The organism is Agromyces badenianii (assembly GCF_003070885.1).
In the GTDB taxonomy this organism is placed as follows: domain Bacteria; phylum Actinomycetota; class Actinomycetes; order Actinomycetales; family Microbacteriaceae; genus Agromyces; species Agromyces badenianii.
Map to the genome: position 1 here is coordinate 1473956 of NZ_CP028913.1, position 23145 is coordinate 1497100.

20 protein-coding genes, 1 tRNA gene and 1 pseudogene are annotated in these 23145 nt (G+C 70.0%); 8 read left to right on the forward strand and 14 right to left on the reverse strand.

What is annotated here, in order from left to right:
- Window positions 1-34: 34 nt before the first annotated feature.
- From DCE93_RS07015 to DCE93_RS07035, 5 genes are all read right to left on the reverse strand, one after another.
- On the reverse strand, window positions 35-1882 hold the full coding sequence (locus DCE93_RS07015; RefSeq protein WP_108595256.1) for a glycoside hydrolase family 2 protein: 1848 nt from the start codon (window positions 1880-1882) through the stop codon (window positions 35-37).
- Window positions 1879-3216, reverse strand: coding sequence for an MFS transporter (locus DCE93_RS07020; RefSeq protein WP_244284265.1), 1338 nt, complete (start codon window positions 3214-3216; stop codon window positions 1879-1881). The genes DCE93_RS07015 and DCE93_RS07020 overlap by 4 nt, the downstream gene beginning before the upstream one ends.
- Window positions 3217-3253: 37 nt before the next feature.
- Complete coding sequence (locus tag DCE93_RS07025) at window positions 3254-4708, reverse strand: flotillin family protein (protein ID WP_108595258.1); 1455 nt, start codon at window positions 4706-4708, stop codon at window positions 3254-3256.
- A gap of 128 nt (window positions 4709-4836) precedes the next feature.
- Window positions 4837-5307 carry an NfeD family protein gene (locus DCE93_RS07030; protein ID WP_108596643.1) on the reverse strand — a complete coding sequence of 157 codons (471 nt, stop codon included), beginning with the start codon at window positions 5305-5307 and terminating at the stop codon, window positions 4837-4839.
- Between the two features lie 138 nt (window positions 5308-5445).
- The gene (locus tag DCE93_RS07035; RefSeq protein ID WP_108595259.1) at window positions 5446-6207 is read right to left on the reverse strand and encodes a hypothetical protein; all 762 of its coding nucleotides are present in this window, start codon (window positions 6205-6207) and stop codon (window positions 5446-5448) included.
- 128 nt (window positions 6208-6335) lie between these two features.
- On the opposite strand from DCE93_RS07035, the gene DCE93_RS07040 reads away from it, so the two are divergent.
- A complete protein-coding gene (locus tag DCE93_RS07040; protein WP_108595260.1) occupies window positions 6336-8126 on the forward strand; it encodes a bifunctional 3'-5' exonuclease/DNA polymerase in 1791 nt (596 codons plus the stop codon).
- Here DCE93_RS07040 and DCE93_RS07045 read toward each other — a convergent pair.
- A complete protein-coding gene (locus DCE93_RS07045; protein WP_108595261.1) occupies window positions 8105-8755 on the reverse strand; it encodes a PadR family transcriptional regulator in 651 nt (216 codons plus the stop codon). The two genes, DCE93_RS07040 and DCE93_RS07045, sit on opposite strands and share 22 nt — an antisense overlap.
- A gap of 169 nt (window positions 8756-8924) precedes the next feature.
- Here DCE93_RS07045 and DCE93_RS07050 point away from each other — a divergent pair, with 169 nt between their 5' ends.
- On the forward strand, window positions 8925-9446 hold the full coding sequence (locus DCE93_RS07050; protein WP_108595262.1) for a DUF3145 domain-containing protein: 522 nt from the start codon (window positions 8925-8927) through the stop codon (window positions 9444-9446).
- Window positions 9447-9592: 146 nt separating this feature from the next.
- Here the strand turns inward: DCE93_RS07050 and DCE93_RS07055 are convergent, their stop codons facing one another.
- The 6 genes from DCE93_RS07055 to aceE form a co-directional block, all read right to left on the reverse strand.
- On the reverse strand, window positions 9593-10828 hold the full coding sequence (locus DCE93_RS07055) for a beta-ketoacyl-[acyl-carrier-protein] synthase family protein (RefSeq protein ID WP_108595263.1): 1236 nt from the start codon (window positions 10826-10828) through the stop codon (window positions 9593-9595).
- Window positions 10829-10908: 80 nt separating this feature from the next.
- Window positions 10909-11157, reverse strand: a complete 249-nt coding sequence (locus DCE93_RS07060; RefSeq protein ID WP_022894469.1) for an acyl carrier protein — start codon at window positions 11155-11157, stop codon at window positions 10909-10911.
- Window positions 11158-11222: 65 nt separating this feature from the next.
- Window positions 11223-12227, reverse strand: a complete 1005-nt coding sequence (locus DCE93_RS07065) for a beta-ketoacyl-ACP synthase III (protein ID WP_108595264.1) — start codon at window positions 12225-12227, stop codon at window positions 11223-11225.
- Window positions 12228-12255: 28 nt separating this feature from the next.
- Window positions 12256-13176 carry an ACP S-malonyltransferase gene (locus DCE93_RS07070; RefSeq protein WP_108595265.1) on the reverse strand — a complete coding sequence of 307 codons (921 nt, stop codon included), beginning with the start codon at window positions 13174-13176 and terminating at the stop codon, window positions 12256-12258.
- Window positions 13177-13267: 91 nt separating this feature from the next.
- Window positions 13268-14482: a PucR family transcriptional regulator gene (locus DCE93_RS07075; protein ID WP_108595266.1), complete on the reverse strand. Its 1215-nt coding sequence runs from the start codon at window positions 14480-14482 to the stop codon at window positions 13268-13270.
- A gap of 11 nt (window positions 14483-14493) precedes the next feature.
- Window positions 14494-17220 (reverse strand): pyruvate dehydrogenase (acetyl-transferring), homodimeric type, encoded by a 2727-nt coding sequence (gene aceE / locus DCE93_RS07080; protein WP_108595267.1) that lies wholly within the window; start codon window positions 17218-17220, stop codon window positions 14494-14496.
- 105 nt (window positions 17221-17325) lie between these two features.
- On the opposite strand from aceE, the gene DCE93_RS07085 reads away from it, so the two are divergent.
- Window positions 17326-17850, forward strand: coding sequence for a peroxiredoxin (locus DCE93_RS07085; protein WP_108595268.1), 525 nt, complete (start codon window positions 17326-17328; stop codon window positions 17848-17850).
- 37 nt (window positions 17851-17887) lie between these two features.
- On the opposite strand, the gene DCE93_RS07090 is transcribed toward DCE93_RS07085, so the two are convergent.
- Complete coding sequence (locus DCE93_RS07090; protein ID WP_244284266.1) at window positions 17888-18589, reverse strand: hypothetical protein; 702 nt, start codon at window positions 18587-18589, stop codon at window positions 17888-17890.
- Between the two features lie 54 nt (window positions 18590-18643).
- On the opposite strand from DCE93_RS07090, the gene DCE93_RS07095 reads away from it, so the two are divergent.
- Window positions 18644-18716 (forward strand) — tRNA-Val (locus DCE93_RS07095).
- Here the strand turns inward: DCE93_RS07095 and DCE93_RS14995 are convergent.
- Window positions 18676-19401 carry a helix-turn-helix transcriptional regulator gene (locus tag DCE93_RS14995; RefSeq protein WP_420836975.1) on the reverse strand — a complete coding sequence of 242 codons (726 nt, stop codon included), beginning with the start codon at window positions 19399-19401 and terminating at the stop codon, window positions 18676-18678. The two genes, DCE93_RS07095 and DCE93_RS14995, sit on opposite strands and share 41 nt — an antisense overlap.
- A 119-nt stretch (window positions 19402-19520) precedes the next feature.
- Between DCE93_RS14995 and DCE93_RS07105 the strand changes: the two genes are divergently transcribed.
- From DCE93_RS07105 to DCE93_RS07120, 4 genes and pseudogenes are all read left to right on the forward strand, one after another.
- On the forward strand, window positions 19521-20756 hold the full coding sequence (locus DCE93_RS07105) for an NAD(P)/FAD-dependent oxidoreductase (RefSeq protein ID WP_108595269.1): 1236 nt from the start codon (window positions 19521-19523) through the stop codon (window positions 20754-20756).
- 38 nt (window positions 20757-20794) lie between these two features.
- Window positions 20795-21381: pseudogene (ribA, locus tag DCE93_RS07110) on the forward strand (GTP cyclohydrolase II); the annotation flags it as partial.
- A 74-nt stretch (window positions 21382-21455) separates the two neighbouring features.
- Window positions 21456-22280, forward strand: a complete 825-nt coding sequence (locus DCE93_RS07115; protein WP_108595270.1) for a Nif3-like dinuclear metal center hexameric protein — start codon at window positions 21456-21458, stop codon at window positions 22278-22280.
- Between the two features lie 55 nt (window positions 22281-22335).
- Window positions 22336-23073: a zinc ribbon domain-containing protein gene (locus DCE93_RS07120; protein WP_108595271.1), complete on the forward strand. Its 738-nt coding sequence runs from the start codon at window positions 22336-22338 to the stop codon at window positions 23071-23073.
- The last annotated feature ends 72 nt before the right edge of the window (window positions 23074-23145 follow it).

A 23145-nucleotide genomic window follows, 5' to 3' on the forward strand; every position in this document is an offset into this window, starting at 1 on the left:
CGACGCAACCCGCCGCGCCCCGTGCGACGGCTCTTCAGCCGTCGGACTCCCGCTCGATCCCCGCTCGCCCCGCCTCGGCGAACCGCAGTCTGCCGTTGACCGATCGCACGAGCTCGGCTGCAACCTTGACGACGCGCCGGTCGTAGCTGAGCAGTCCGTTGCTCTCGTCTTCGACATCGCTGAGCTGCGTGTAGACGCTCGCGCCGAGTCCCTTCGCGAGCGCGGGGATGATCTCCTCCTCGTGCAGCCGCACGAACGCGGCACCGAGCTCGTCAGAGGTGCGATAGCGCTTGTAGCCGAACTCCCGCGCGGTGACGCTGTGCTCGGGCAGCCGCCGGCTGTAGCCGCCGTATTCCGAGAGCACGAGCGCCCGGTGGGCGGTCGCGGTGCGCCGACGCGGCACGCGAAAGCGGCGGAAGTACACGTGCAGGCTCGTCAGGTCGCCGGCACCCTGGTCGTGCCAGCCGCTGGCGTGGTCGATGCTGCGGCTCGGGTCGAGCGCGCGCAGCTCGGCGGTGACGTCGACGGCGTCGAACTGCCCCCACCCCTCGTTGAACGGCACCCAGACGGCGATGCTCACGACGCCGTGCAGGTGCTCGACCATCTCGCGGAGCTCGTCGCGCCAGTGCGCGCGCGCCGAGGCATCCGCTCGCCCGAATGCCCGGTACCGGCGGTCGTCGAGGCGCAGCGGAGTCAGCACCGGCGCGGTGATCACGAGCGGGTGGTAGCGGTCGCCGCCGTTGACGGCGTCCTGCCAGACGAGCATGCCGAGCCGGTCGGCGTGGTGATACCACCGCAGCGGCTCGATCTTGATGTGCTTGCGCAGCATCGTGAAGCCGAGCTCCTTCATGGTGCGGATGTCGTGCACCATCGCCTCATCGGAGGGCGCCGTGTAGAGGCCGTCGCTCCAGTAGCCCTGGTCGAGCACGCCGGCGTGGAAGTACGGCTCGCCGTTCAGCAGCAGCCGGGGCACACCGTCGGAGTCGGGCCCCACGCCGAAGCTGCGGAGCCCGGCGTAGCTCTCGACCCGGTCGTCGGCGTATTCGACCACGACGTCGTAGAGGAACGGGTCTTCGGGCGACCACGGCCTCGGCGAGGCGATCGTGAGGGCGAGCGGATGCCCCGGGGCGGCACGGCCCTCGGCGACGCCGAGCCCGCCGGCCGAGACGCGCACGGTCGCCAAGGCGTCGGCCTCGGCCTCGGGCTGCGCACTCTCGGTGTGCACCGTGATCTCGAGTTCGCCGCTCGCAGGGTCCGCCCGGTACCCGATGCGCCCGACCCACGCGGCCGGCACCGCCTCGATCCACACGGTCTGCCAGATGCCCGATTGGGCGGTGTACCAGATGCCGCCGCGGCGGAGGGTCTGCTTGCCGCGAGAGAGCGCCGAGGTGTCACTCGGGTCGGTGACCCGCACCTTCAGCTCGTGGGCCGCATCCGCCGGTCGTGCGGCGAGTGCGTCGGTGATGTCGATCGTGAACGGCAGGTATCCGCCGACGTGGTCGCCGACGACGCGTCCGTTCACCTCGACGGTGCAGCGCTGGTCGACGGCGCCGAAGTGCAGCAGCACGCGCCCGCGCTCGGGCACGAAGGCATCGTCGAGCGTGAAGGTGCGCCGGTAGTGCAGCGTCTCGTCTGGCTGGAGCTGCCGACCGACACCCGAGAGCACCGATTCGGGGGAGAACGGCACGACGATCTCGCCGTCGTACCCGGCGACGGTCGCACCGTCGGGGGTGATCGCGTACTGCCACACTCCGTTGAGGTTCAGGTACGAATCGCGAACGAGTTGCGGCCGGGGGTATTCGGCAAGCGGATGCTCGCGATCGAGGCGTTCGCCCCATTCCGTGAGGAGCGCAGACGGCAGGGGCGACGTCGAGCGCGTCATGCGTCGACGGCCGCCGTGCGCCGCTCGCGGTGCAGCAGGGCGAGCACCGGGATGACGACGACAACCGCGATGACCGCGGCGGCGACGAAGATGCCCGCGGTCGGCACTTGCTTCACGACACCGAGCTCCTCATACGTCTCGCCCGCGCCGCTGATGATCGCGGCGCCGATGAACGGGCCGATGACCATGGGAATCAGGATGGCGAAGATCATGCGCAGACCCTGCACGGAGCCGGCGCGGTCGGGCGGCGTGGCATCGCGCGATGCGGCGCCGATGGCGGCGACGACGAGCATGAACCCGCTCATCATGGCGAGACCGGCGACGATGACCCACGTGAAATCGCGCACGAACGCCATGAGCGCGAGTCCGAGGAGGTAGATCGCGAGGGCGGGCAGGATGGAGCGCACCTTGCCGAAGCGGTCGATGACCCGCCCGCCGAGAATGCTCACGACCGACGCCCCGAGCAGCACGACCCCGAGCACGAGGGCGTACCCCTCGATGCGCAGTGTGCGCTGCAGGTAGATGATGAGGTACGGCAGGAAGACCTGGGTCGAGATGCCGAACACCGCCCACGCCGAGAAGGTGATGTAGAGCGCCGGGTTCGCGCGCATCGTCGAGGGGCGCAGCCCGAACGCGATCGAGCGCCAGACCCCGTCGGGCTGTTGTTGCGGCACCGCGGCGTCGCGCATGAGGAACCACGCGACGACGCCCACGATCACGATCGCGATGCCCACGACGAGGAAGAAGGCACGCCACTCGCCCGCCCGGGTGAGGCCGTCGAGCCCGCCGAACACGAGCAGCATCGCGAGCAGCGGCATCGCGGCGAGCACCGCTTCGACGCGGCCGCGATTGGTGCTGTCGGTGACGTCGGTGACCCATGCGTTGAACGCCGCGTCGTTCGCACCCGAGCCGAGCACGCTCATGAGGCAGTCGAGCACGATCACCACGAGCACCGCGAGGGTCACCGCACCGGCGACGGATGCCGCGCCGGCGAGCCCGTCGACGGTGACGAGGCCGAACGCGGCGGTCGAGAGCCCCCAGAGCACGTAGCCGCCGGCGACGAACACCCGGCGCCGGCCGACGCGGTCGCTCCAGGCGCCGACCACGAGCGTGGTGAGGGTCGCCGCCACGGCACTCGCGGCCACCATCGCGGCGAGCACGCGAGGCTCGTCGGTGATCGTGTCGTAGACGAACACGTTGAGGTACAAGTTCTCGACCGTCCACGCGATCTGGCCGACGAGGCCGACCAGGGCGAGCACCGCCCACCGTCGACCGCCGAGCCGGCTCACCCGGCGGTCGTGGTTCGCACTCCGGTCCGTCGACGTCGTCGTCACGGATGCATCCTCTCCGTCGTCTCGGTGGGGCTCGGCGTCACTCGGCCGCGACGTCGGCCTTCGCGAGCTGGCCGCCGGCGAGCCCGGCGAGGATCGAGCTGACATCGAGTCCGGTCAGTGACTTCACGACCTCGGTGCCCTCGCCGAGCACCTGCCCGACCGTCTTGGTGACGGCACTCGCTCCATCGGTCGAGACGACGGTGAGGGTCTTGATGTTCGAGATGGGCTCCGCCGCGGCGCGCACGATCTCGGGAAGCCGCGAGATGATCTCCTGGGCGAGCGCGGCCTCACCGTACTTCTTCAGCGCCATGGCCTTCGCATCGGTCGCGGCGGCCGCGGCGAGACCCTCGGCCTGCACGGCGGCGGCGCGTGCCTCACCGTCGGCGCGGATACCCGCGGCGAGGGCGACCTGACGGTCGCGCTCGGCTTCACCAGAGAAGCGCACAGCGGTCGCCGAAGCCTCGGCGTCTTGCACCGCGGCCACCTTGTTGGCCTCGGCGATCTTGGTGCGCTTGTAGGCCTCCGCCTCGGTGCTGGCGTTGGCCGCATCGCGCTGCGCGGTGGCACGCTGCACCTCGGCGTACGCCTCGGGCTCGGCGGGCTTGCGAACCTCGATGTCGAGCCGCTCCTGGGTCACGAGCGCCTGCTCAGAGAGCGCATCCCGCTCCTGCACGGCGACGAGCTTGTCTTGCTCGGCCTTGGCCAGCTGGCCGGATGCCTCGGCTTCGGCGTTGGCCCGGTCGGTCTCGGCCTTGATCGTGGCCTGCTTCAGGCTGAGCGCCTTCTGCCGCTCGGCGATCTGCTCGGCCGCATCGATGCGGGCGAACTCGCTCGCACGGGCGGCTTCGGCCTCGGAGATCTCGGCGACCTGACGAGCACGCGCGGCTTCGGCGCGACCGAGGTTCGCGAGATAGTCGCTGCCGGGCGTCGAGATGTCGGAGATGTTCAGCAGATCGACCTGCAGGCCCTGCTCGACGAGGTCGGTCTTCGTCTCGGCGACGACCCGGTCGGAGAGGCTCTTGCGGTCGGAGATGATCTGCTCGATCGTCATGTCACCGACGATGGAGCGGAGCGATCCCTCGAGCGACTCCTTGATGATCTCGGTCAAGAGCTCCTGCTGCGAGAGGAAGCGCTGCGCCGCCCGGCGCACGCCGTCTTCGGTGCCGCTCACCTTGAAGTTGATCGAGGCCTTGATGGCGATCTTGATGCGGTTCTTGTCGACTCCCTCGACGGTGATGCCGATCTGGCGCTGCTCGAGCGAGATCGCGAAGCCCTGCTGCAGGATCGGCCAGACGAAGGTGCGCCCGCCGATGACGACGCGCTGGCCCGAAGACTGCTCGGGCGAGGTGCGGCCGGCGCCCCGCCCGACGATGACGAGCGCCTCGTTCGGCGGCACCCGCCTGATGCGACGGGCGATGAACGTGAGCAGCGCGAGCAGGGCGACGACGATGGCGACGACGGAGATGACCTGGATCAGCAGGGGGGAGAGCATCGGGTTCCTTTCGGGAGGAAGCAGAGGAAGGGATGGTGCAGGTGGTCGGGCGGAGTTCGTGCAGGAGTGCAGGGGATGTGCCGGCGTTGCAGGCGACCGGATCGGGTCAGCGTCAGGTGTTCGCCGACTCAGCCGGCGACGACCTTCACGCGACTGCCGGTGTGCTCGACGACGCGGACGCGTGCGCCCTCGGCGATCGGCGCATCGGAATAGGCGAGTCGGCGTTCGACCTCGCCAGGGCCGTCGAGGCTCACTTCACCGCCGGCGGTGGTGACATCCGACCTCGCGACGCCCCCGAGCCCGACGGCCGAAGCCGGCACGCCGTCGGAACTGCGGGTCAGGTTGCGCACGGCGAGCACGCTGAGCAGGTAGGCCACGGCGGCGAGCACGATCGAGAGCACGTACACCCACACGAGCTCGAGTCCCATGCTGGCGACGAGGGCGCCGGATGCCCCGAAGACCACGAGGCCCACCGACAACGCGGTACCGGAGATCGCGCCGTCGCCGATCTCGAAGTGGTCGAAGATGTCGCCGAGCACGAGCGAGATGAGGAGGAGCACGAGGCCGATGCCTCCGACGATGAGGAACGGAAGGAGCATCGACTGCCTCTCTGCACGCGCGAAACCCGAGCGGAGGGGGGTGCCGGGTGCACTCACCCTATCGGGCGGAGGAGCGGTGCGCAGCACCGGAATCATGCCGCACTCAGCCGATGTATGCCGCCGTGGGAATCGGCGGACTCAGACGGCGTGCTGCTGGGGGATGAGCAGCGGGTCGACGGCCGCGTCGCCACGGATGCGTCGCAGAAGCGCGATCACCTCGTCGACGGCCGCGACGGTGAGGCTCGAACAGACGATGCTGTGCGGGCCGAGCGCGTCGAGCCCGCCGGCACGGATTCTGATGACCTCCCAGCCCACTTCGCGCAGGGCCTCGTCTTTCTCGACGTCGGAGCCTGCTTTCAGGCCGCGATGCGCGCGCCTCGAGCGGCCGGGATCGTCGTATTCGACCGCGACGCGCAGCTGCGGAATGAGGATGTCGGGCCAGACTTCCTGCTTGCCGTAGAACATGCGGGCGATTCGCACCGCGTTGACGCGATGATGCAGCCGGATGCGCTGGCCGAGCAGCATTCGCAGGCGTTGCTCGACCTGCGAGGTGCCGACGCGAAGACCGGGCTTCATGAAGGCGACACCGGCCTCGCGGCGCGCGCCCGGCCCGGCGGCGTTCGCGCGGCACTTCGCGCAACTCGGCCCGGTGAGCACCTGGCCGACCGTGGCGGAGTACCGGTCATGGCCTCGCCGGCATCGCCACTCGTAGCTCGCGCCGATGCGCGTCTCACCGGCCAGTGCAGCGCGCTGCGGCGGTGCGACGCGGGCGAGCAGCTCGGCGCGGGAGCGCTGGGTCTCGTGCAGCAGCATGCAGAGCGGGCACACTCGCGAGAGCGCGACCGAATCGGGCGACGACGCGTCGGCGCCGTGACCGCAGCGGAAACTCACCGCGACCATCGGCGCCGCACCATCTCATCCATACGGCGATCTTCGCCGTCACCACCGACATCGCACTGTCGCAGGCGATGCTTCAGCCCCCGGGGCGAGCGACCACGGATGTCGGCTGCACGGGCGAGAATGAGACCATGCGGATCGTGGTCGGTGCGATGGGGCCCGGCCGGGTCGCGCTGGTCGACCCATCCGTTTCGCTCGAGCCGTTCGAGACGGTCACGATGCAGGAGTTCCCGGCCGTCGTGCGGGCACTCGAGTCGCGCCATCCGCGCTGGGTCTGGGCCGACACACGACGGTGGTATCCGCGCCTCCTCGCCGAGGGCGTGCGGGTCGACCGCTGCCATGACCTGGTGCTCGCGGCGGCGCTGATCGATCACTCGACGACCACGGCATCGGCTCGCGACGGCGGCGCGCACCCGAGACCCGCGTGGCTGCCCGCCGGCCCCGCCGAAGCCGGGCAGGCGGGCGCCGTCGTGCCGGTGGCATCCGCCGCCCATGCCGCACTGTTCGACCTCGGCGACTTCGACGGCGAGACGCAGGCTCCCGAGGCGGCGGTGACCGACCGGCCACGCGATGTGCGCAGCGTGCCGATCGATGCCGTGCTCGCTGAACACGCCCGACAGCTCGCCCTCGTGACGGCATCCGAGCGACCCGGCGCCCTTCGTCTCCTGGTCGCGGCAGAATCCGCGGGCGCGCTCATCGGCGCCGAGCTGCACGCGGCGGGGCTGCCGTGGCACCGCGGAGTGCATGAGCGGGTGCTCGAGGGCGAACTCGGCCCGAAGCCGTCGCCCGGGCGCAAGCCCGCTCGCATGGAGGAGTTCGCCGCCGAGGTGCGTGCGCTGCTCGGCGCGCCAGCGGTGAACCTCGACTCGCAGGTCGACCTGCTGAAAGCGCTCCGGCGAGCGGGCATCCAGGTCGAGTCGACGAGCCGTTGGGAGCTGCGCGAACACGAGCACCCGGCGATCGAGCCGCTCGTCGCCTACAAGAAGCTGGCTCGCCTGTTCAGCGCGAACGCGTGGTCGTGGCTCGACGAATGGGTCGTCGACGGGCGATTCCGCCCCGATTACGTTCCCGGCGGCACCGCGACCGGGCGGTGGGCGACCTCGGGCGGCGGGGCGCTGCAGCTGCCGAAGAACGTGCGCAGCGCCGTCGTCGCCGACCCCGGGTGGTCGCTCGTGGTCGCCGACGCGGCCCAGCTCGAGCCTCGTGTGCTCGCCGGACTCGCGCGCGACGAGGCGATGGCCGAGGCCGGCCGCGGCCGCGACTTCTACGGCGGCATCGTGGGCGCCGGTGTCGTCGAAACGCGAGACCAGGCCAAGGTCGCCATCCTCGGCGCCATGTACGGCGCCACCACCGGCGAGAGCGGCCGGCTCGTGCCGCGCCTCGCCCGGGCGTATCCCAGCGCGATGGCGCTCGTCGATCGGGCCGCCGCCGACGGTGAACGCGGGGCCAGCGTCACCACCCTGCTCGGCCGTTCGTCACCGCCGCCCGGGGTGGAGTGGCGCGCGGCGCAGTCCCGGGCGAGCCAGCCCGAGGCGACCGCCGCCGATGAACGGCGCGCTCGCTCCGGAGCCCGCGACTGGGGCCGGTTCACCCGCAACTTCGTGGTGCAGGGCACGGCGGCCGAGTGGGCACTCTGCTGGATGGCCGGGCTGCGGTCGAGGCTCATGGCGATCGCCGGTGATGCGGCCGTTCCCGAGCAGCTCGCGCATCGATCGGGCCCGGTGTTCGAACGAATTCCCCATCTCGTGTACTACCTGCACGACGAGATCATCGTGCACACGCCGCGCGAGCGGGCCGACGAGGTCGCCGCGGCCGTCGCCGACGCCGCGAACGAGGCCGGCCGGCTCCTCTACGGTGCGTTCCCCGTCGAGTTTCCGCTCGACCTGGCGATCGTCGAGAGCTACGCGCTGGCCGACGCCTGAGCCTCGACAGGAGTCGCCGGCACGTCGGGCCGGGCCGACGGCCGGCGTCCTCGTCGGGGTCGTTCGAGGCGCGGTGCGAACGAGAGCTCGTGTGCGGCGAGCACCGCCTCGACCTCGTCGAGCCAGCTGAGTGCCGCCCTCGCCCGGGCGGACTCCGCGGCTGCGGCGAGGGCGGCCACTCGTGCGGAGGCGGTCACCTCGGTGGCACCTGGCACGCGACCGGCGCCGTCGAGCGTCGAGCGAGCGGATGCCTCGGCGCCGCGCTCCTGCCAACGCCGTCGTTCTGCAGCGACGATCGTGCCGGCGTCGACCCCCGGCAACGAGGCCGCGACGAGCACCCGGTCGACGGTTTCGTCCCACGGGTCGCTGCCCGCGGCATCCGTGCCGTCGAACCAGAGCGACGAGGCAGCGGTACCGGCCGTCGTGGCCCGGTACAACGGGAGCCCGTCGTCGGTGGCGCCCGCCGATTCCACGAGGCCCTGCTTGCCGAGGCGCTCGAGCGTGGCGTAGCTCTGTCCGACGTTGACGCTGCGCCGCCCTCCGGTGCGCTCGGCCAGATCGCCGTGCAGCTGGAACCCGTAACCGGGGCCTGCGGTGAGAAGGGCGAGCAGCGCGTCGCGCACGGCCATGTGAACTCCGATCGAAGTGAACGTTCACCGAGTATATGGTTTCGGCCTTGTCACTGAGCCTGATGCGGGGCATAATCGGCGATGACGGCTCGCTCGTCGACAATCGAATACCGGTCATCCGTCCGTCAGAGGTCGTTGGGGAAGACGCACCTCAAGAACGGAGATCGAGATGACGAAGAATGCCACGCGGGCAGTGCGCACCGCGCGAGGCGTGCTGTTCGTGCATTCCTCGCCGAGGGCGGTGTGTCCGCATGTCGAATGGGCTGCGGGCAGCGCTCTGGGCGTGGCCGTGAATTTCGACTGGAGCGAGCAACCGGTGCTTCGTGGTGCCATGCGCACGGAGTTCTACTGGGAGGGCGAAGCCGGCAGCGGCGCGAAGCTCGCTTCCGCATTGCGCGGCTGGGAGCACCTTCGGTTCGAGGTGAGCGAAGACCCCACGCCCGGCTCCGACGGCGCGAGGTGGATGCACACGCCTGAACTCGGAGTCTTCTTCGCTCAGACCGATACGGCCGGAAACACCGTCGTGCCCGAAGACCGGATCCGCTATGCGATGGCGGTCGGGGGGAACGACCCGATCGAGCTGCACCGCGAGCTCCGCCTCGCGCTCGGGCAAGCGTGGGACGACGAGCTCGAGCCGTTCCGCCACGCGAGCGACTTCGCTCCGGTCGTCTGGTTGCACCAGGTGGGCTGAGCGAGCACCGGTCCGCCGGCGGCGTGACGCGAGGTCGGATGACTCTTCCCGGCGGCGCACGAGCGAAGCCCTCGGACCGTGCAGCAGAAGGCCCCGGCGCTGATGCGACCGGGGCCTTCTCCTGTGCGGCGCGTGCCGCGGTGCTGCTACGGCGTGCGGATCGCGACGACGGCGTTGTGGCCGCCGAAGCCGAACGAGTTGCTGATCGCGAGCTGCGGGCCGTCACCGAGGGGCTGCGGCTCACCCGAGACGAGCAGCGGGATCTCGGGATCCTGCGTGCTGAGGTTGATCGTCGGCGGTGCGAGGCGGCTCTGGAGCGCGAGGATCGTGAAGACCGCCTCGAGTGCGCCGGTGCCGCCGAGCAGGTGCCCGGTCGAGGCCTTGGTCGCAGAGACGGGGATCTCGTGCACGCGGTCGCCGAAGACGCTGCGGAGTGCCGTGTACTCGGCGATGTCGCCGACCGGGGTGCTCGTCGCGTGCGCGTTGATGTGCGTGACCTCGTCGGGCGTTGCGCCGGCCTGCGCGAGTGCGTCGAGCACGGCTCGGCTCGCCCCGCGCCCCTCGGGGTCGTTCGCCGTGATGTGGTACGAATCGGCGCTGACCGCACCGCCCGCGAGTTCGGCGTAGATGCGTGCGCCGCGCGCGAGCGCGTGCTCTTCGGTCTCGAGCACGAGGCTCGCGGCACCTTCGCCCATGACGAAGCCGTCGCGATCGACGCTGTACGGGCGCGACGCGTGCGCCGGGTCGTCGTTGCGACGGGAGAGCGCCTGCATCGACGAGAACGACGCGAGCGTGATGGGATGCACCGCGGATTCCGAACCGCCGGCGATGACGACGTCGGCGAGCCCCAGCTGCAGGTGCTCGTAGGCGTTGGCGAGCGACTCGGTGCTCGAGGCGCAGGCCGAGGCGACGGTGCGCGCGAAGGCGCGGGCCTCGAAGTGCATCGAGATCGCCGCGGCCGCGGCGTTGGGCATGAGCATCGGCACGGTCATCGGCAGCACGCGACGGGGCCCGCGTTCGCGCAGGGTGTCCCACGCGTCGAGCAGCGTCCAGATGCCGCCGATGCCGGTGGCGTAGTCGACCCCGAGACGCTCGGGGGCGACGTCGGGCGCCCCGGCGTCGGCCCACGCCTCTTTCGCCGAGATCAGGGCGAACTGGCTGGAGGGGTCGAGTCGCTTCGCGACGGGGCGCTCGAGCACTTCCTCCGGTCGGACCTTCGCCTCTGCGGCGAAGGTGACGGGCAGCTCGTACTCGGCCACCCATTCGTGCTCGAGCGTGCGCGCGCCGGATTCGCCGGCGAGCAGGGCGCTCCAGCTCTCGGGGGCGGTGCCGCCGAGCGGTGAGCTTGCACCGATACCGGTGATGACGATCTTCTTGGTCATTCGAGAAACACTCCGATGGAGGGAACGGTCACACTGATCGAGCGGGCCGGGCAGAGGCGCCGGCCCGCTCCACGCAGCTGCTAGGCCTGGGCCTTGACGATGAAGTCGACGGCGTTGCCGACGGTCTTCAGGTTCTTGACCTCTTCGTCGGGGATCTTCACGTCGAACTTCTCTTCGGCGTTGACGACGATCGTCATCATGGAGATCGAGTCGATGTCGAGGTCGTCGGTGAACGACTTGTCCAGCTCAACCGTGTCGGTCGCAATGCCGGTCTCGTCGTTGATGAGCTCGGCCAGGCCGGCAAGCACTTCTTCGGTGGACAATGCCATTGTTCTTCTCCTTGGGGGTGTCTCGTTTGACCGAGAGACAGTCTAGATGGACAGGGGCAGGCGGTTCAGGGAAGAACCACCACTTGGGCGCCGAACACGAGTCCGGCGCCGAAGCCGATCTGGAGGGCGAGCCCTCCTGAGAGTTCTGGGTGCTCCTCGAGCAGGCGATGCGTCGCGAGCGGGATCGAAGCGGCCGAGGTGTTGCCCGTCGTCTCGATATCGCGGGCGATGACGACCGTCTCGGGGAGCTTCAGCTGCTTGGCGAACTCGTCGATGATGCGCATGTTCGCCTGGTGGGGGATGAATGCGGCCAGGTCGGCCGAGGTCACGCCCGCGGCATCCAGTGCCTGCTTCGCGACCTTCGCCATGTCCCACACGGCCCAGCGGAAGACCGTCTGGCCCTCCTGCCGGAGGGTCGGCCACTCGGCGGCCCCGTCGCGGAACTCGGTGAGGGTGGAGTTCATGCCGACCGCGCCCGCCTTCGAGCCGTCGGAACCCCAGACGGTCGGTGCGATGCCGGGCGTGTCGCTCGGGCCGATGACGACCGCGCCGGCGCCGTCGCCGAGCAGGAACGAGATGCTGCGATCGGTCGGATCGACGACATCGGAGAGCTTCTCGGCGCCGATCACGAGTGCATAGTGCGCCGCCCCGGTGCGGATGAGCGCATCGGCCTGCGCGACCGCGTAGGCGTAACCGGCGCACGCCGCGTTCGTGTCGTACGCCGCAGCGGGGTTGGACCCGACTCGATCGGCGACGACGGCCGCCATCGACGGCGTCTGCTGCACGTTCGAGATCGTCGCCACGATCACGAGGTCGATGAGCTCGGGCGAGATGCCCGAGCGCTCGATCGCCTCGCGAGCGGCGTCCGTCGCGAGGTCGATGGCCTGCACGTCGGCGCCGGCCCGGGCTCGGGTCACGATGCCCGTGCGCTGCTGGATCCACTCATCAGACGAGTTGATCGGACCGACGAGGTCGTCGTTCGGCACAGCATTCTCGCCGCGGGCGGCACCGATGGAGTAGATGCGGGTGTACGCGGGCCCGTGGGATTGCTGCAGGGTCGGTCGTGTCATGTTCGGCTTTCTCGTGTCGTTCGTCGGCTCAGGCGTGCTGCTCGATGAGCTCGATCGCCGCTGACAGGTCGTCGGGAGTCTTCACTGCGGCGGCAGGCACGCCCTTGAGGGCTCGCTTCGCCAGACCGACGAGGGCACCGGCCGGGGCCACCTCGATGATGCCCGAGACGCCGGCCGCCTGGAAGGACTCCATGCAGCGATCCCAGCGTACGGGGGAGGAGACCTGTCCGACGAGCAGCTCGAGAAATGCTGTACCGGATGTCACGGGGCCGCCGTCGCGGTTCGTCCAGAGCGGCAGTGCCGGGTCGGCGGGGGCGAGGCCGTCGGCGACCTCGGCGAGGCGATCGACGGCCGGGCGCATGTACCGGGTGTGGAAGGCCCCGGCGACCTGCAGCGGAATCACCCGGGCACCGGCCGGCGGTTCTTCTTTCAACGCACCGAGTGCGTCGAGCGCGCCGGCGACGACGATCTGCCCGCCGCCGTTGAAGTTCGCCGGCTCGAGGCCGAGCTCGTCGAGGCGGGGGAGCAGCGCTGCTTCGTCGGCGCCGATGACCGCGCTCATTCCGGTGGGCACGAGCGCCGCGGCATCCGCCATCGCCCGGCCTCGTTCCGCCACGAAGCGGATCGCGTCGGCCTCGCTGAGCACTCCGGCGCCGGCCGCGGCGGTGATCTCGCCCACCGAGTGACCGGCGATGCCCCCGATGCGGGCTGCGCGCCCGTCGGCGAGGAGCGTGCCGAGCGTGAGGATGCCCGCTGCGACGATGAGCGGCTGCGCGATCGCGGTGTCGCGGATCGTGTCGGCATCGGCCTCAGTGCCGTAATGCGCGAGATCGACCCCGGCGGCGTCCGACAGCGCCGACAGCCGATCGGCATAGGCCGACTCGGCGAGCCAGGGGGCGAGGAATCCGGGGGTCTGAGAGCCCTGTCCAGGGCAGACGACGACGATCACCAGTCCAGTCTGCCAACCGCGTCGGGGCCTGGGGTGTGCACACGCCACAAGCTCTCGGCGAAAGCCTTGTACAGACGGTACAGAGGTCGCGTCAGCTGGGCGGCCGTCGGCGCGGGGCGGGCTCGTGGTCGCTCATCGAACCGATGATGAGTGCCGATTGCAAAATCAGCGCCTCTCGCGCCCCTGTCGCGTCCCACCCGATGACATCGGAGACGCGCTTCAGGCGGTACCGCACCGTGTTGGGGTGCACGAAGAGCTCGCGCGCGGTGGCCTCGAGCGAGCGACCGTTGTCGAGGTAGCTCCAGAGCGTCGTCAGCAGCTCGGTGGAATGCGCCTGCAGCGGACGGTAGATGCGGTGCACGAGCGTCGCCCGGGCGAGCGGGTCGCCCGCCAGCGCCCGCTCGGGAAGGAGGTCGTCGGCATGCACCGGGCGCGGAGCATTGCGCCACGAGCGGGCGACCGCGAAGCCCGCGAGCGCGGCCTTGGCGCTCTTCGACGCATCGACGAGATTCGGCACGGCATGCCCGAGCACGAGATGGCCGGGGCCGAAATGCGGTTCGAGCTGGTCGGCGATCTCCATGAACGTGAGCGCAGGAGCGGTGCCGATCGCGTCGTCGGATTCGCGCGCGAGTGGATCGGCGCGGCCGATCACGAGCACGAGCCGATTGCCCTGCACGCCGATGAGCACATCGGCGCGCATGTGCCGGGCAGCCCTGCGCACGTGGTCGACGTCGAGCTGCTTCGGCGCCGTGCCGACGAGCACCGACACCTCGCCGTGCCCGTGCCAGCCGAGGGCCGCGATGCGGCTCGGCAGCTCGTCGTCGGCCTCACCGGAGAGGATCGAGTCGACCACGAGTGCTTCGAGCCGCGCATCCCAGAGCCCGCGCGCCTCGGCAGCCCGCGCGTAGACATCGGCCGCCGCGAAGGCGATCTCGCGTGAATACAGCAGGATCGCCTCGCGCAGCAGCTCGCCGCCGTCGGTGACCCGGTCTTCGACGACCTCCACCGTCACCCGGATGAGTTGCAGCGTCTGCTGCAGGCTCACCGAGCGCAGCAGTTCGCGCGGGGCTGCGCCGAAGACGTCCGCGGCGATCCATGGGGTGGAACGCGGGTCATCGAACCAGGCGATGAACGAGGAGATGCCGGCCTGGGCGACGAGGCCCACCGCGGAGCGGCGGCTCGGCGGCATGTCGCCGTACCACGGCAACGTGTCTTCGAGACGCTTGAGCGTCGCGGTGGCGAGCTCGCCCGCGATGGTGCGCAACCATGCGAGCGTCTCCGCCTTCGTCTTGGGCTTCGTCGCCACCTCGTCGCCTGCTAGCTCTCTCCGCCGGCCGATCCGGTGGTGCCGGCATTCACGTCGTGCAGGCGGTACTTCGCGATCGCCTGGGCCGGAAGCGAGCGGTCGACCTCCCCGCGTTCGGCGAGGAGTTCGAGCGTGCGCACGACGACCGACGGACCGTCGATCTTGAAGAAGCGACGCGCGGCAGGACGCGTGTCGGAGAACCCGAAGTCATCGGCGCCGAGCGTCGCGAACGGACCCGGCACGTACGCGCGGATCTGGTCGGGCACCGCGTGCATGAAGTCGGAGACCGCGACGAACGGCCCGCGCGCCTCGGCCAGCTTCTGCGTGAGGTACGGGACCTTGCGGTCGCCGTCGGGGTTCAGGAAGTTGTGCTCGTCGGCGGCGAGGCCGTCGCGGCGCAGCTCGGACCAGCTCGTGACCGACCACACGTCGGCCGAGACGCCCCAGTCCTCGGCGAGGAGCTGCTGCGCCTCGAGGATCCACGGCACTGAGACGCCGGAGGCGAGCAACTGCGCCTTCGGCCCGGCGACGCCCGACTCGCTCAGGCGGTGGATGCCGCGAACGATGCCGTCGACGTCGACCCCCTCGGGCTCGACCGGCTGCACGATCGGCTCGTTGTAGACGGTGACGTAGTACATCACGTTCGGGTCGGCGTGGGTGCCGCCGTACATGCGCTCGAGGCCCGAGCGCATGATGTGCCCGATCTCGTAGCCGTAGGCCGGGTCGTACGAGACGACTGCCGGATTCGTCGACGCGAGCAGCGGCGAGTGGCCGTCGGCGTGCTGCAGCCCCTCACCGGTGAGCGTCGTGCGACCTGCGGTGGCGCCGATGATGAATCCGCGGGCCATCTGGTCGCCGGCGGCCCACATGGCGTCGCCCGTGCGCTGGAAGCCGAACATCGAGTAGAAGACGTAGACCGGGATCAGCGGCTCGCCCTGCGTCGAGTACGACGTGCCGACGTTCGTGAACGCCGCCATGGCGCCCGCCTCGTTGATGCCGACGTGCAGGATCTGGCCCTGCGGGCTCTCTTTGTAGGCGAGCAGGAGCTCGCGGTCGACCGAGGTGTAGTGCTGACCGTTCGGGTTGTAGATCTTCGCGGTCGGGAAGAACGCGTCGATGCCGAAGGTGCGGGCCTCGTCGGGGATGATCGGCACGATGCGGTGGCCGAAGTCCTTCGAGCGGATGAGGTCTTTCAGCAGACGGACGAACGCCATCGTGGTGGCGATCTCCTGCGTGCCCGACCCCTTCTTCGCGATCGCGTACGCCGAGTCGTCGGGCAGCGAGATCGCCGTGTGGTTCGTGCGTCGCTCGGGCAGGTAGCCGCCGAGCTCACGGCGGCGTTCGTGCAGGTACTGGATCGCTTCGTCTTGATCGCCCGGCGTGTAGTACGGCGGGAGGTAGGGGTTCTCCTCGAGCTGCGCGTCCGTGATCGGGATGCGCATCTGGTCGCGGAAGGTCTTCAGATTGTCGAGGGTCATCTTCTTCATCTGGTGCGTCGCGTTGCGACCCTCGAAGGCCGGACCCAGGCCGTAGCCCTTGATCGTCTTCGCCAGGATGACCGTCGGCTGGCCCTTGTGCTCGCTCGCGGCCTTGAACGCGGCGTAGACCTTGCGGTAGTCGTGACCGCCCCGCTTCAGACCCCACACCTCGTCGTCGGAGAGGTGCGAGACGAGTTCGAGGGCGCGGGGGTCGCGGCCGAAGAAGTTCTCGCGAACGTAGGCGCCCGACTCGGCCTTGTAGGTCTGGTAGTCGCCGTCGGGGGTGACGTTCATGAGGTTGCGGAGCGCGCCGTCGTCGTCGCGGGCGAGCAGGTCGTCCCACTCGCGACCCCAGACGACCTTGATGACGTTCCAGCCGGCCCCGCGGAAGAAGCTCTCGAGCTCCTGGATGATCTTGCCGTTGCCGCGCACCGGGCCGTCGAGGCGCTGCAGGTTGCAGTTGACGATGAAGTTCAGGTTGTCGAGGCCCTCGTTCGCTGCGACCTGGAGCTGGCCGCGGCTCTCGACCTCGTCCATCTCGCCGTCGCCGAGGAACGCCCAGACCTGCTGGTCGCTCGCGTCTTTGATGCCGCGGTTCGTCAGGTACTTGTTGAGCTGCGCCTGGTAGATCGCGTTGATCGGACCGAGGCCCATCGACACGGTCGGGAACTGCCAGAACTCGGGCATGAGCCGCGGGTGCGGATACGACGAGATGCCGTTGGGCGCGTGCGACTTCTCTTGACGGAATCCGTCGAGCTGATCGGTCGAGAGGCGCCCTTCGAGGAACGCGCGGGCGTAGGTTCCGGGGGAGGCATGGCCCTGAACGAAGACCTGGTCGCCGCCTCCGGGGTGGTCCTGACCGCGGAAGAAGTGGTTGAAGCCCACCTCGTAGAGGGCGGCAGACGAGGCATAGGTCGAGATGTGACCGCCCACGGCGATGCCCGGGCGCTGCGCACGGTGCACGAGCACGGCGGCGTTCCACCGGATCCAGGCGCGGTACCGACGCTCGATCTCCTCATCGCCCGGGAAGTCGGGCTCGTTCTCGGGAGCGATCGTGTTCAAGTAGTCGGTCGTCGGAACCATCGGCACGCCGAGGTGCAGTTCCTTCGAGCGCTTGAGGAGGCTCAGCATGATCTCTCGGGCACGCTGGTGTCCCTTCGCTGCGACGAGCGCATCGAGGGATTCGGCCCATTCGGAGGTTTCGTCCGGATCGGCGTCCGTCGCCTCGACCGAGTAGGGATCCTGGTCGTTGACAGTCACACTCGACCTCTCTCTTCAGCAGATCATGCCTGCGGGGGTAGGGGGCGTGCGCACGCAGAAGGGGCCGGTTCGCGGCCTGTGGCACCACGCCATCCTAGTGATTCTATGCCCGCTGCGTCGGGGTTAGGCTGGGGCGTCGATTCGACCGAACCTCCTCCGGAAGGAGCCCGTCTCGTGATCCTCGCTCCCGGGGCGCCAGCGCCGGATTTCGGCCTCTCGAACCAATTCGGTCAGCCCGTGCAGCTCCGTGACTTTCGAGGTCACACGGTCGTCGTGGTGTTCTTTCCGCTCGCCTACTCGGGCATCTGCCACGGCGAGCTCGGCGAACTGCGCGACAACATCGCCCTGTTCGAAGCCGCCGGCGCCGAGCTCCTCGCGGTCTCGGTGGATTCGAAGCACACGCTCCGCTCCTGGGCCGAGCTCGAGGGCTTCGAGTTCCCGCTGCTGTCGGACTTCTGGCCGCATGGGGCGGTCGCGGACTCGTTCGGCGCCTTCGACGAACGCACCGGCCTTGCGCAGCGCGCGACATTCGTGATCGATGCCGATGGTGTCGTCGCGTCGAGTTTCGCGACACCACGGGGTGAGGCGCGGTCGCTCGATCAGTACCGAACGGCGCTCTCGGCGCTCTGACGCCGGCTCGCGGCATCCATCGCCTCGTTCGTGCCCGTCAGGCGAGGATGTTCACCGATCTCGCGATGACGAGCGCGAGGATCAGGAAGCCGCCGAAGGCCTGGAGTGCCATCAGGAGCTTGAACCGCGACGACAGCGGCATCGCATCGGTCGCGCTGAACGCCATCGAGTTCGACAGCGCCGAGTAGAAGTAGTCGACGAACCGCGGCATCCAGTCCTGTACGGCCGAGGAACGGGTGGCGACCTCGGTCACCGCGTCGTCGTCTTCGTCTTGCGGAAACCGGAAGTCGGCGGGCGGAAGGTCGGCGCGCGCCGCCATGGTGCGCAGAACCGGCCCGCCGCGGTCGAGTTCCCAGTAGAGCGTCGTGAACCCGATGACGTTCGCGACCCACACCTGCGCCGCAGCGATGAGCAGGCCGTGCGCATCATCGGCCCTCCCGCTCGCGAGGCGGATGAGCAGCACGACGAGGGTGAACTGGTTCGCGATGACGAGACCGCCGGCGAGCGCGATCGAAAGCCACTTCGTGACGGTCGAGCGACGGGTGATGCGGTGCGGGTTCTCGATGACGAGCGGAACGAGGAGCGCGAGGCCGACGAAGACGACGAAGAACCGTTGCGCCCCGAGGATGTCATTCGGCAGCGCTGCGTAGATGGCCAGGGCGGCGAGGAGCGCCACGACCGACGGCCAGCGGTGCTCAGACGGCGTGCTCCGACTCGGATGCTGCTGCATCGGCTCCATGGCCGTGAGTCTAGGCAGCCCGCGATAGCATGGGCGTGCGCCGCGCGCGGCTGCGGGCCTTTAGCTCAGTTGGTAGAGCGCCACGTTTACACCGTGGATGTCGTCGGTTCGAGCCCGGCAGGGCCCACCGTCGAATCGCTGGTCCCGGCGATGAGCCGCACGCAGCAGTACCCGTCGCGAGGTTCGAGGACCACTGTTCGCTCGTGTTCGCCGCTGCCCTCTGCGGCGCCGTGCAGCAGCGCGACGTTCGCGCCGCAGATCGTCTCGGTGTGGCGCTGTGCGACCCGATGGAACGGGCAGTTCGTGAGCAGCATTCCGTCGGCGCCGTCGTCGACGGGTTCGTACCCGAGTCGCTCGAGCACCTCGGTCATCGAGTCGGCGGACGCTCCCAGCGACCGGCCGAGGTCGGCGGCGACGCGTTCGAGCGTGGGACGGATGGGGTCGCCGGTGCGGTCGGATTCTTCGACGGCGCGGCTGAGGATCTCGGCGGCGACATCGTAGTGACGCTCAGGCACCGAGGCCGCGACCTCACCTTGGGCCACGCGGTAGAGCTTGGCCGGGCGACCCGCCCCGGGTCCCGTCTTTCCGTTGCGCCGTTGGAACTCGGCGGTCAGGAGCCCGGCGTCGACGAGTCGATCGAGGTGGAAGGCGGCCGTGCCGCGTGGGATGCCGAGGGCTGCGGCGGTCTCGTCCCGGCCGACCGGCTCGTGCTGCCGGGTGACGAACTCGAACAGCGCGCGCCGCTGCGGGTCGGCGATCGAGGCGATCGCCGCCAGGGCGTCATGCCGTGCGAAGCCGTCCATGCGGGACATCCTATCTCTAAAACAAGGAATGGTGACAAAAGACGAAATCTAAAACGAGTGATCTTGACGTAAGAAATTCAGCCTCCTAGAGTCGGGATGAGAGGTGCGTTCGACCCGCACCGAGAGGGATGATCGTGACCAAGGCACCGAACTTCGTGATCGTCGGCGGTGGCCTCGCCGGAGCCACCGCGGCGAAGACCCTGCGAGAAGAGGGGTTCGAGGGGCGCATCCGTCTGATCGGCGCCGAGCCGCACCACCCGTACATCCGGCCTCCGCTGTCGAAGGACTTCCTCTCCGGTGCCGCTCCGCGCGATTCGGTGTTCGTCGAATCACCCGAGTGGTACGGGCGACACGACGTCGACGTGCATCTCGGCACCTCGGCCGTCTCGCTCGATGCCTCGGCTCAGCGAGTGCAGCTCGATTCCGGAGACGCACTCGACTACGACGCCGTGCTGCTCGCGACCGGCTCCTCCGCCCGCCGTCTCGACATTCCCGGGGCCGGGCTGCAGGGTGTGCGTAGGCTGCGCACGCTCGACGACTCCGAGGCGTTGCAAGCCGAACTCGCCGGGGGCGGCCGCCGACTCGTGCTGATCGGCTCGGGCTGGATCGGCATGGAGGTCGCGGCGACCGCACGCACCCTCGGCAACGAGGTGACGGTGCTCGAGCGCGACCCGATTCCCCTCGCGAACGCCCTCGGCGACGAACTCGGCACGATGTTCGCCGACCTGCACGCCGAGCACGGGGTCGAGCTGAGGCCGTCTGTCGCCGTGGCCGAGATCACCGGCGAGGGCGGCCGCGCGACGGGCGTACGACTCGACAGCGGCGAGCTGATCGCCGCTGATCTCGTGCTGGTCGGCGTGGGCGCTGTTCCGAACCTCGAGCTCGCACGCCAAGCGGGGGCCGCGATCGGCTCGGGCGTGCTCACCGATGCGGCGCTGCGCACCGGGTTGCCGAACGTCTACGCCGCGGGCGACATCGCCGAGGCCTACCATCCGCTCGCCGGCATGCGCCTGCGGAGCGAGCACTGGGCCAACGCGCTGCACGGCGGTGCGGCCGCAGCCCGCTCGATGCTCGGCCGACCCGTCTCATACGGCGACATCCCGTACTTCTACACCGATCAGTACGACCTCGGCATGGAGTACTCGGGGTTCGGTCCGCTGGCTCGCGGTGCCGACCTCGTCTACCGGGGTGATCGCTCAGGCCGGGAGTTCATCGTCTTCTGGGTCGCAGCCAGCCGGGTCGTGGCCGGCATGAACGTCAACGTCTGGGATGTGAACGAGGCGGTGCAGGGCATCATCCGGCGCGGCGAGCCGGTCGATGCTCGGCGTCTCGCCGACGAGCGGGTTCCCCTGGAGGAGCTGTGAGCACCGCGCTCGAACAGGAGCCCCTCGACGTCGCCGCACGGGTGGCGTTCGAAGTGGAGACAGACATCCCGACGAGGCACGGGCTCTTCCGGTTCCGCGCGTACCGCGACCTCGTCACGGGAAGCGAGCATCTCGCGATCGTCTCACCCGCGCCGCTGAGCCAGGGAGCGCTCGTGCGGGTTCACTCGGAATGTCTGACCGGTGAGGCGTTCGCGTCGGAGAAGTGCGAGTGCGGGCCGCAGCTCGACCTCGCCTCGAGCGGATCGCCGACGGCGGCGTCGTCGTCTACCTGCGCGGGCACGAGGGCCGGGGCATCGGCCTCATCGCCAAGCTCAAGGCCTATCGCCTGCAGCAGGACGGCCTCGACACGCTCGACGCGAACACGGCGCTCGGACTGCCCGCCGACGGTCGCGACTACGCGGCCGCCGCCGCGATCCTCGATGAGCTCGGCGTGAGATCGGTGCGGCTCCTCACGAACAATCCCGACAAGATCGCACAACTCGGCGCCCATGGCATCGAGGTCGTCGAACGGGTACCGCTCGTGACCGGTGCCGCCCCCGCGAATCTGGCGTACCTCCGCGCGAAGCGCGACCGCATGGGGCACCTGATTCCGGAAGAGACCTGATTCCCGCCCGAACGCCCGTCGCGCCGGGGACTCCTGCGCTGCCCCGCCGGTGGCGGCGAAGGTAGGCTGAGCGAGTGACCGCCCGCCTCGCCGACCTCCTGACGACCATCGATCGTCTCTGGCCGATCGCGGGCGCCGAGCCGTGGGATGCGCCCGGACTCGTGACCGGCGACCCCGACGCCCCGGTGCACCGAGCACTGCTGACGGTCGACGCCGTCGCTGAAACGGTCGATGAGGCGATCGCCGAGCGAGCCGATCTGGTCATCGCCCACCATCCGCTGCTCCTGCGCGGCGTGACCTCGGTCGCCGAAGACCGATACAAGGGCGCCCTCGTCGCGCGCCTGATCCGCGCCGAGTGCGCGCTGGTGACCGCGCACACCAACGCCGACGTCGTCGAGGCGGGCACCTCTGCGGTGCTCGCCGATCGCCTCGGCCTCCTCGACACGGCCGCCATCGTGCCGTCGAGCGCAGGCGACCTCGGCCTCGGTCTCGGCCGCGTCGGGCGCCTGCCCGAGCCCACCACCGTCGGCCGCCTCGCCCGCATGCTCGCTGAGATACTGCCGCCCACGGCGACCGGAGTGCGGGTCTCCGGCGGCTTCGACGATCGTGTCGAGACGGTCGCGCTCTGCGGCGGCGCCGGCGACTCGCTGCTCGCGGAGCCGGTCGTGCGCGCGGCCGATGCGTACATCACCTCCGACCTGCGTCACCATCCGGCCTCCGAAGCCCGAGAGCAGGCGAGACTGTCGGGCGGCCCCGCGCTGCTCGACGTCTCGCACTGGGCGAGCGAGTGGCTCTGGCTCGACACCGCGGCCGAGCAGTTGCGCGCGGCGCATCCCGAGCTCACCGTCATCGTCTCCGAGCTCCGCACCGACCCCTGGGACTTCCAGATCGTGCAGTGAGCCCGCACCACCGACCACCGTCCTCACCGACACCCGATCCCACGAGGAGCACCACGTGAAGGCCAGCCCCGCCGAACAAGAACAGTTGTTGCGGCTCCAATCGCTCGACACCCGCCTCGCGCAGCTCGCGCACCGACTCGGCTCGCTGCCGCAGGCCGGCCCGCTCGCCGAACTCGCCGCGCGCGACCAGGCCGTGCGCGGAACCCGCGCCGTGGCACTCGGCGCGCTCGAAGACGCGCGGGTCGAACTGAAGCGCCTCGAATCCGACGTGGCCGTCGTCGAGGCCCGCATCTCGCGCGACGGCGAGCGACTCCAGCACACCTCCTCGGTGAAAGACGTCTCGGCGCTCGAGGCCGAGCTCGTGTCGCTGCGCCGGCGCCTCGGCGACCTCGAGGAGCAGGAGCTCGTCGTCATGGAGCGCGTCGAAGAGGCCGAAGTGGCCGTCTCGAGCATCGACCTGCAGCGGGCGGCGATCGTCACCGACGTCGCGGCGCTCGAAGCGGAGCGCGACGCGGCCGCGGGCGGTCTCGGTGTCGAACGCGAGCAGACCGAGCGCGATCGCGCGGTCGTCGCCGAGGGTGTCGCCGAGCCGCTGCTCGCCTTCTACGAGCAGCGTCGGGTGCGCGGCGGGGGAGTCGGGGCGGCACTGCTGCGCGCTCGCACGTGCGGGGGCTGCGGAATCACCCTCACCGGCTCAGACCTCGAATCGGTGCGGCGGGCCGCGCCCGACGATGTCGTGCAGTGCCCCGAGTGCGACCGCATCCTCGTGCGCACCGACGAGTCGGGTCTCTGAGCGCACGCACGCGCATCCGTCGTGCCAGGCGCGCTTCGATGCCGCGGCGGCCGGAGCGCACCGGCGACGGTA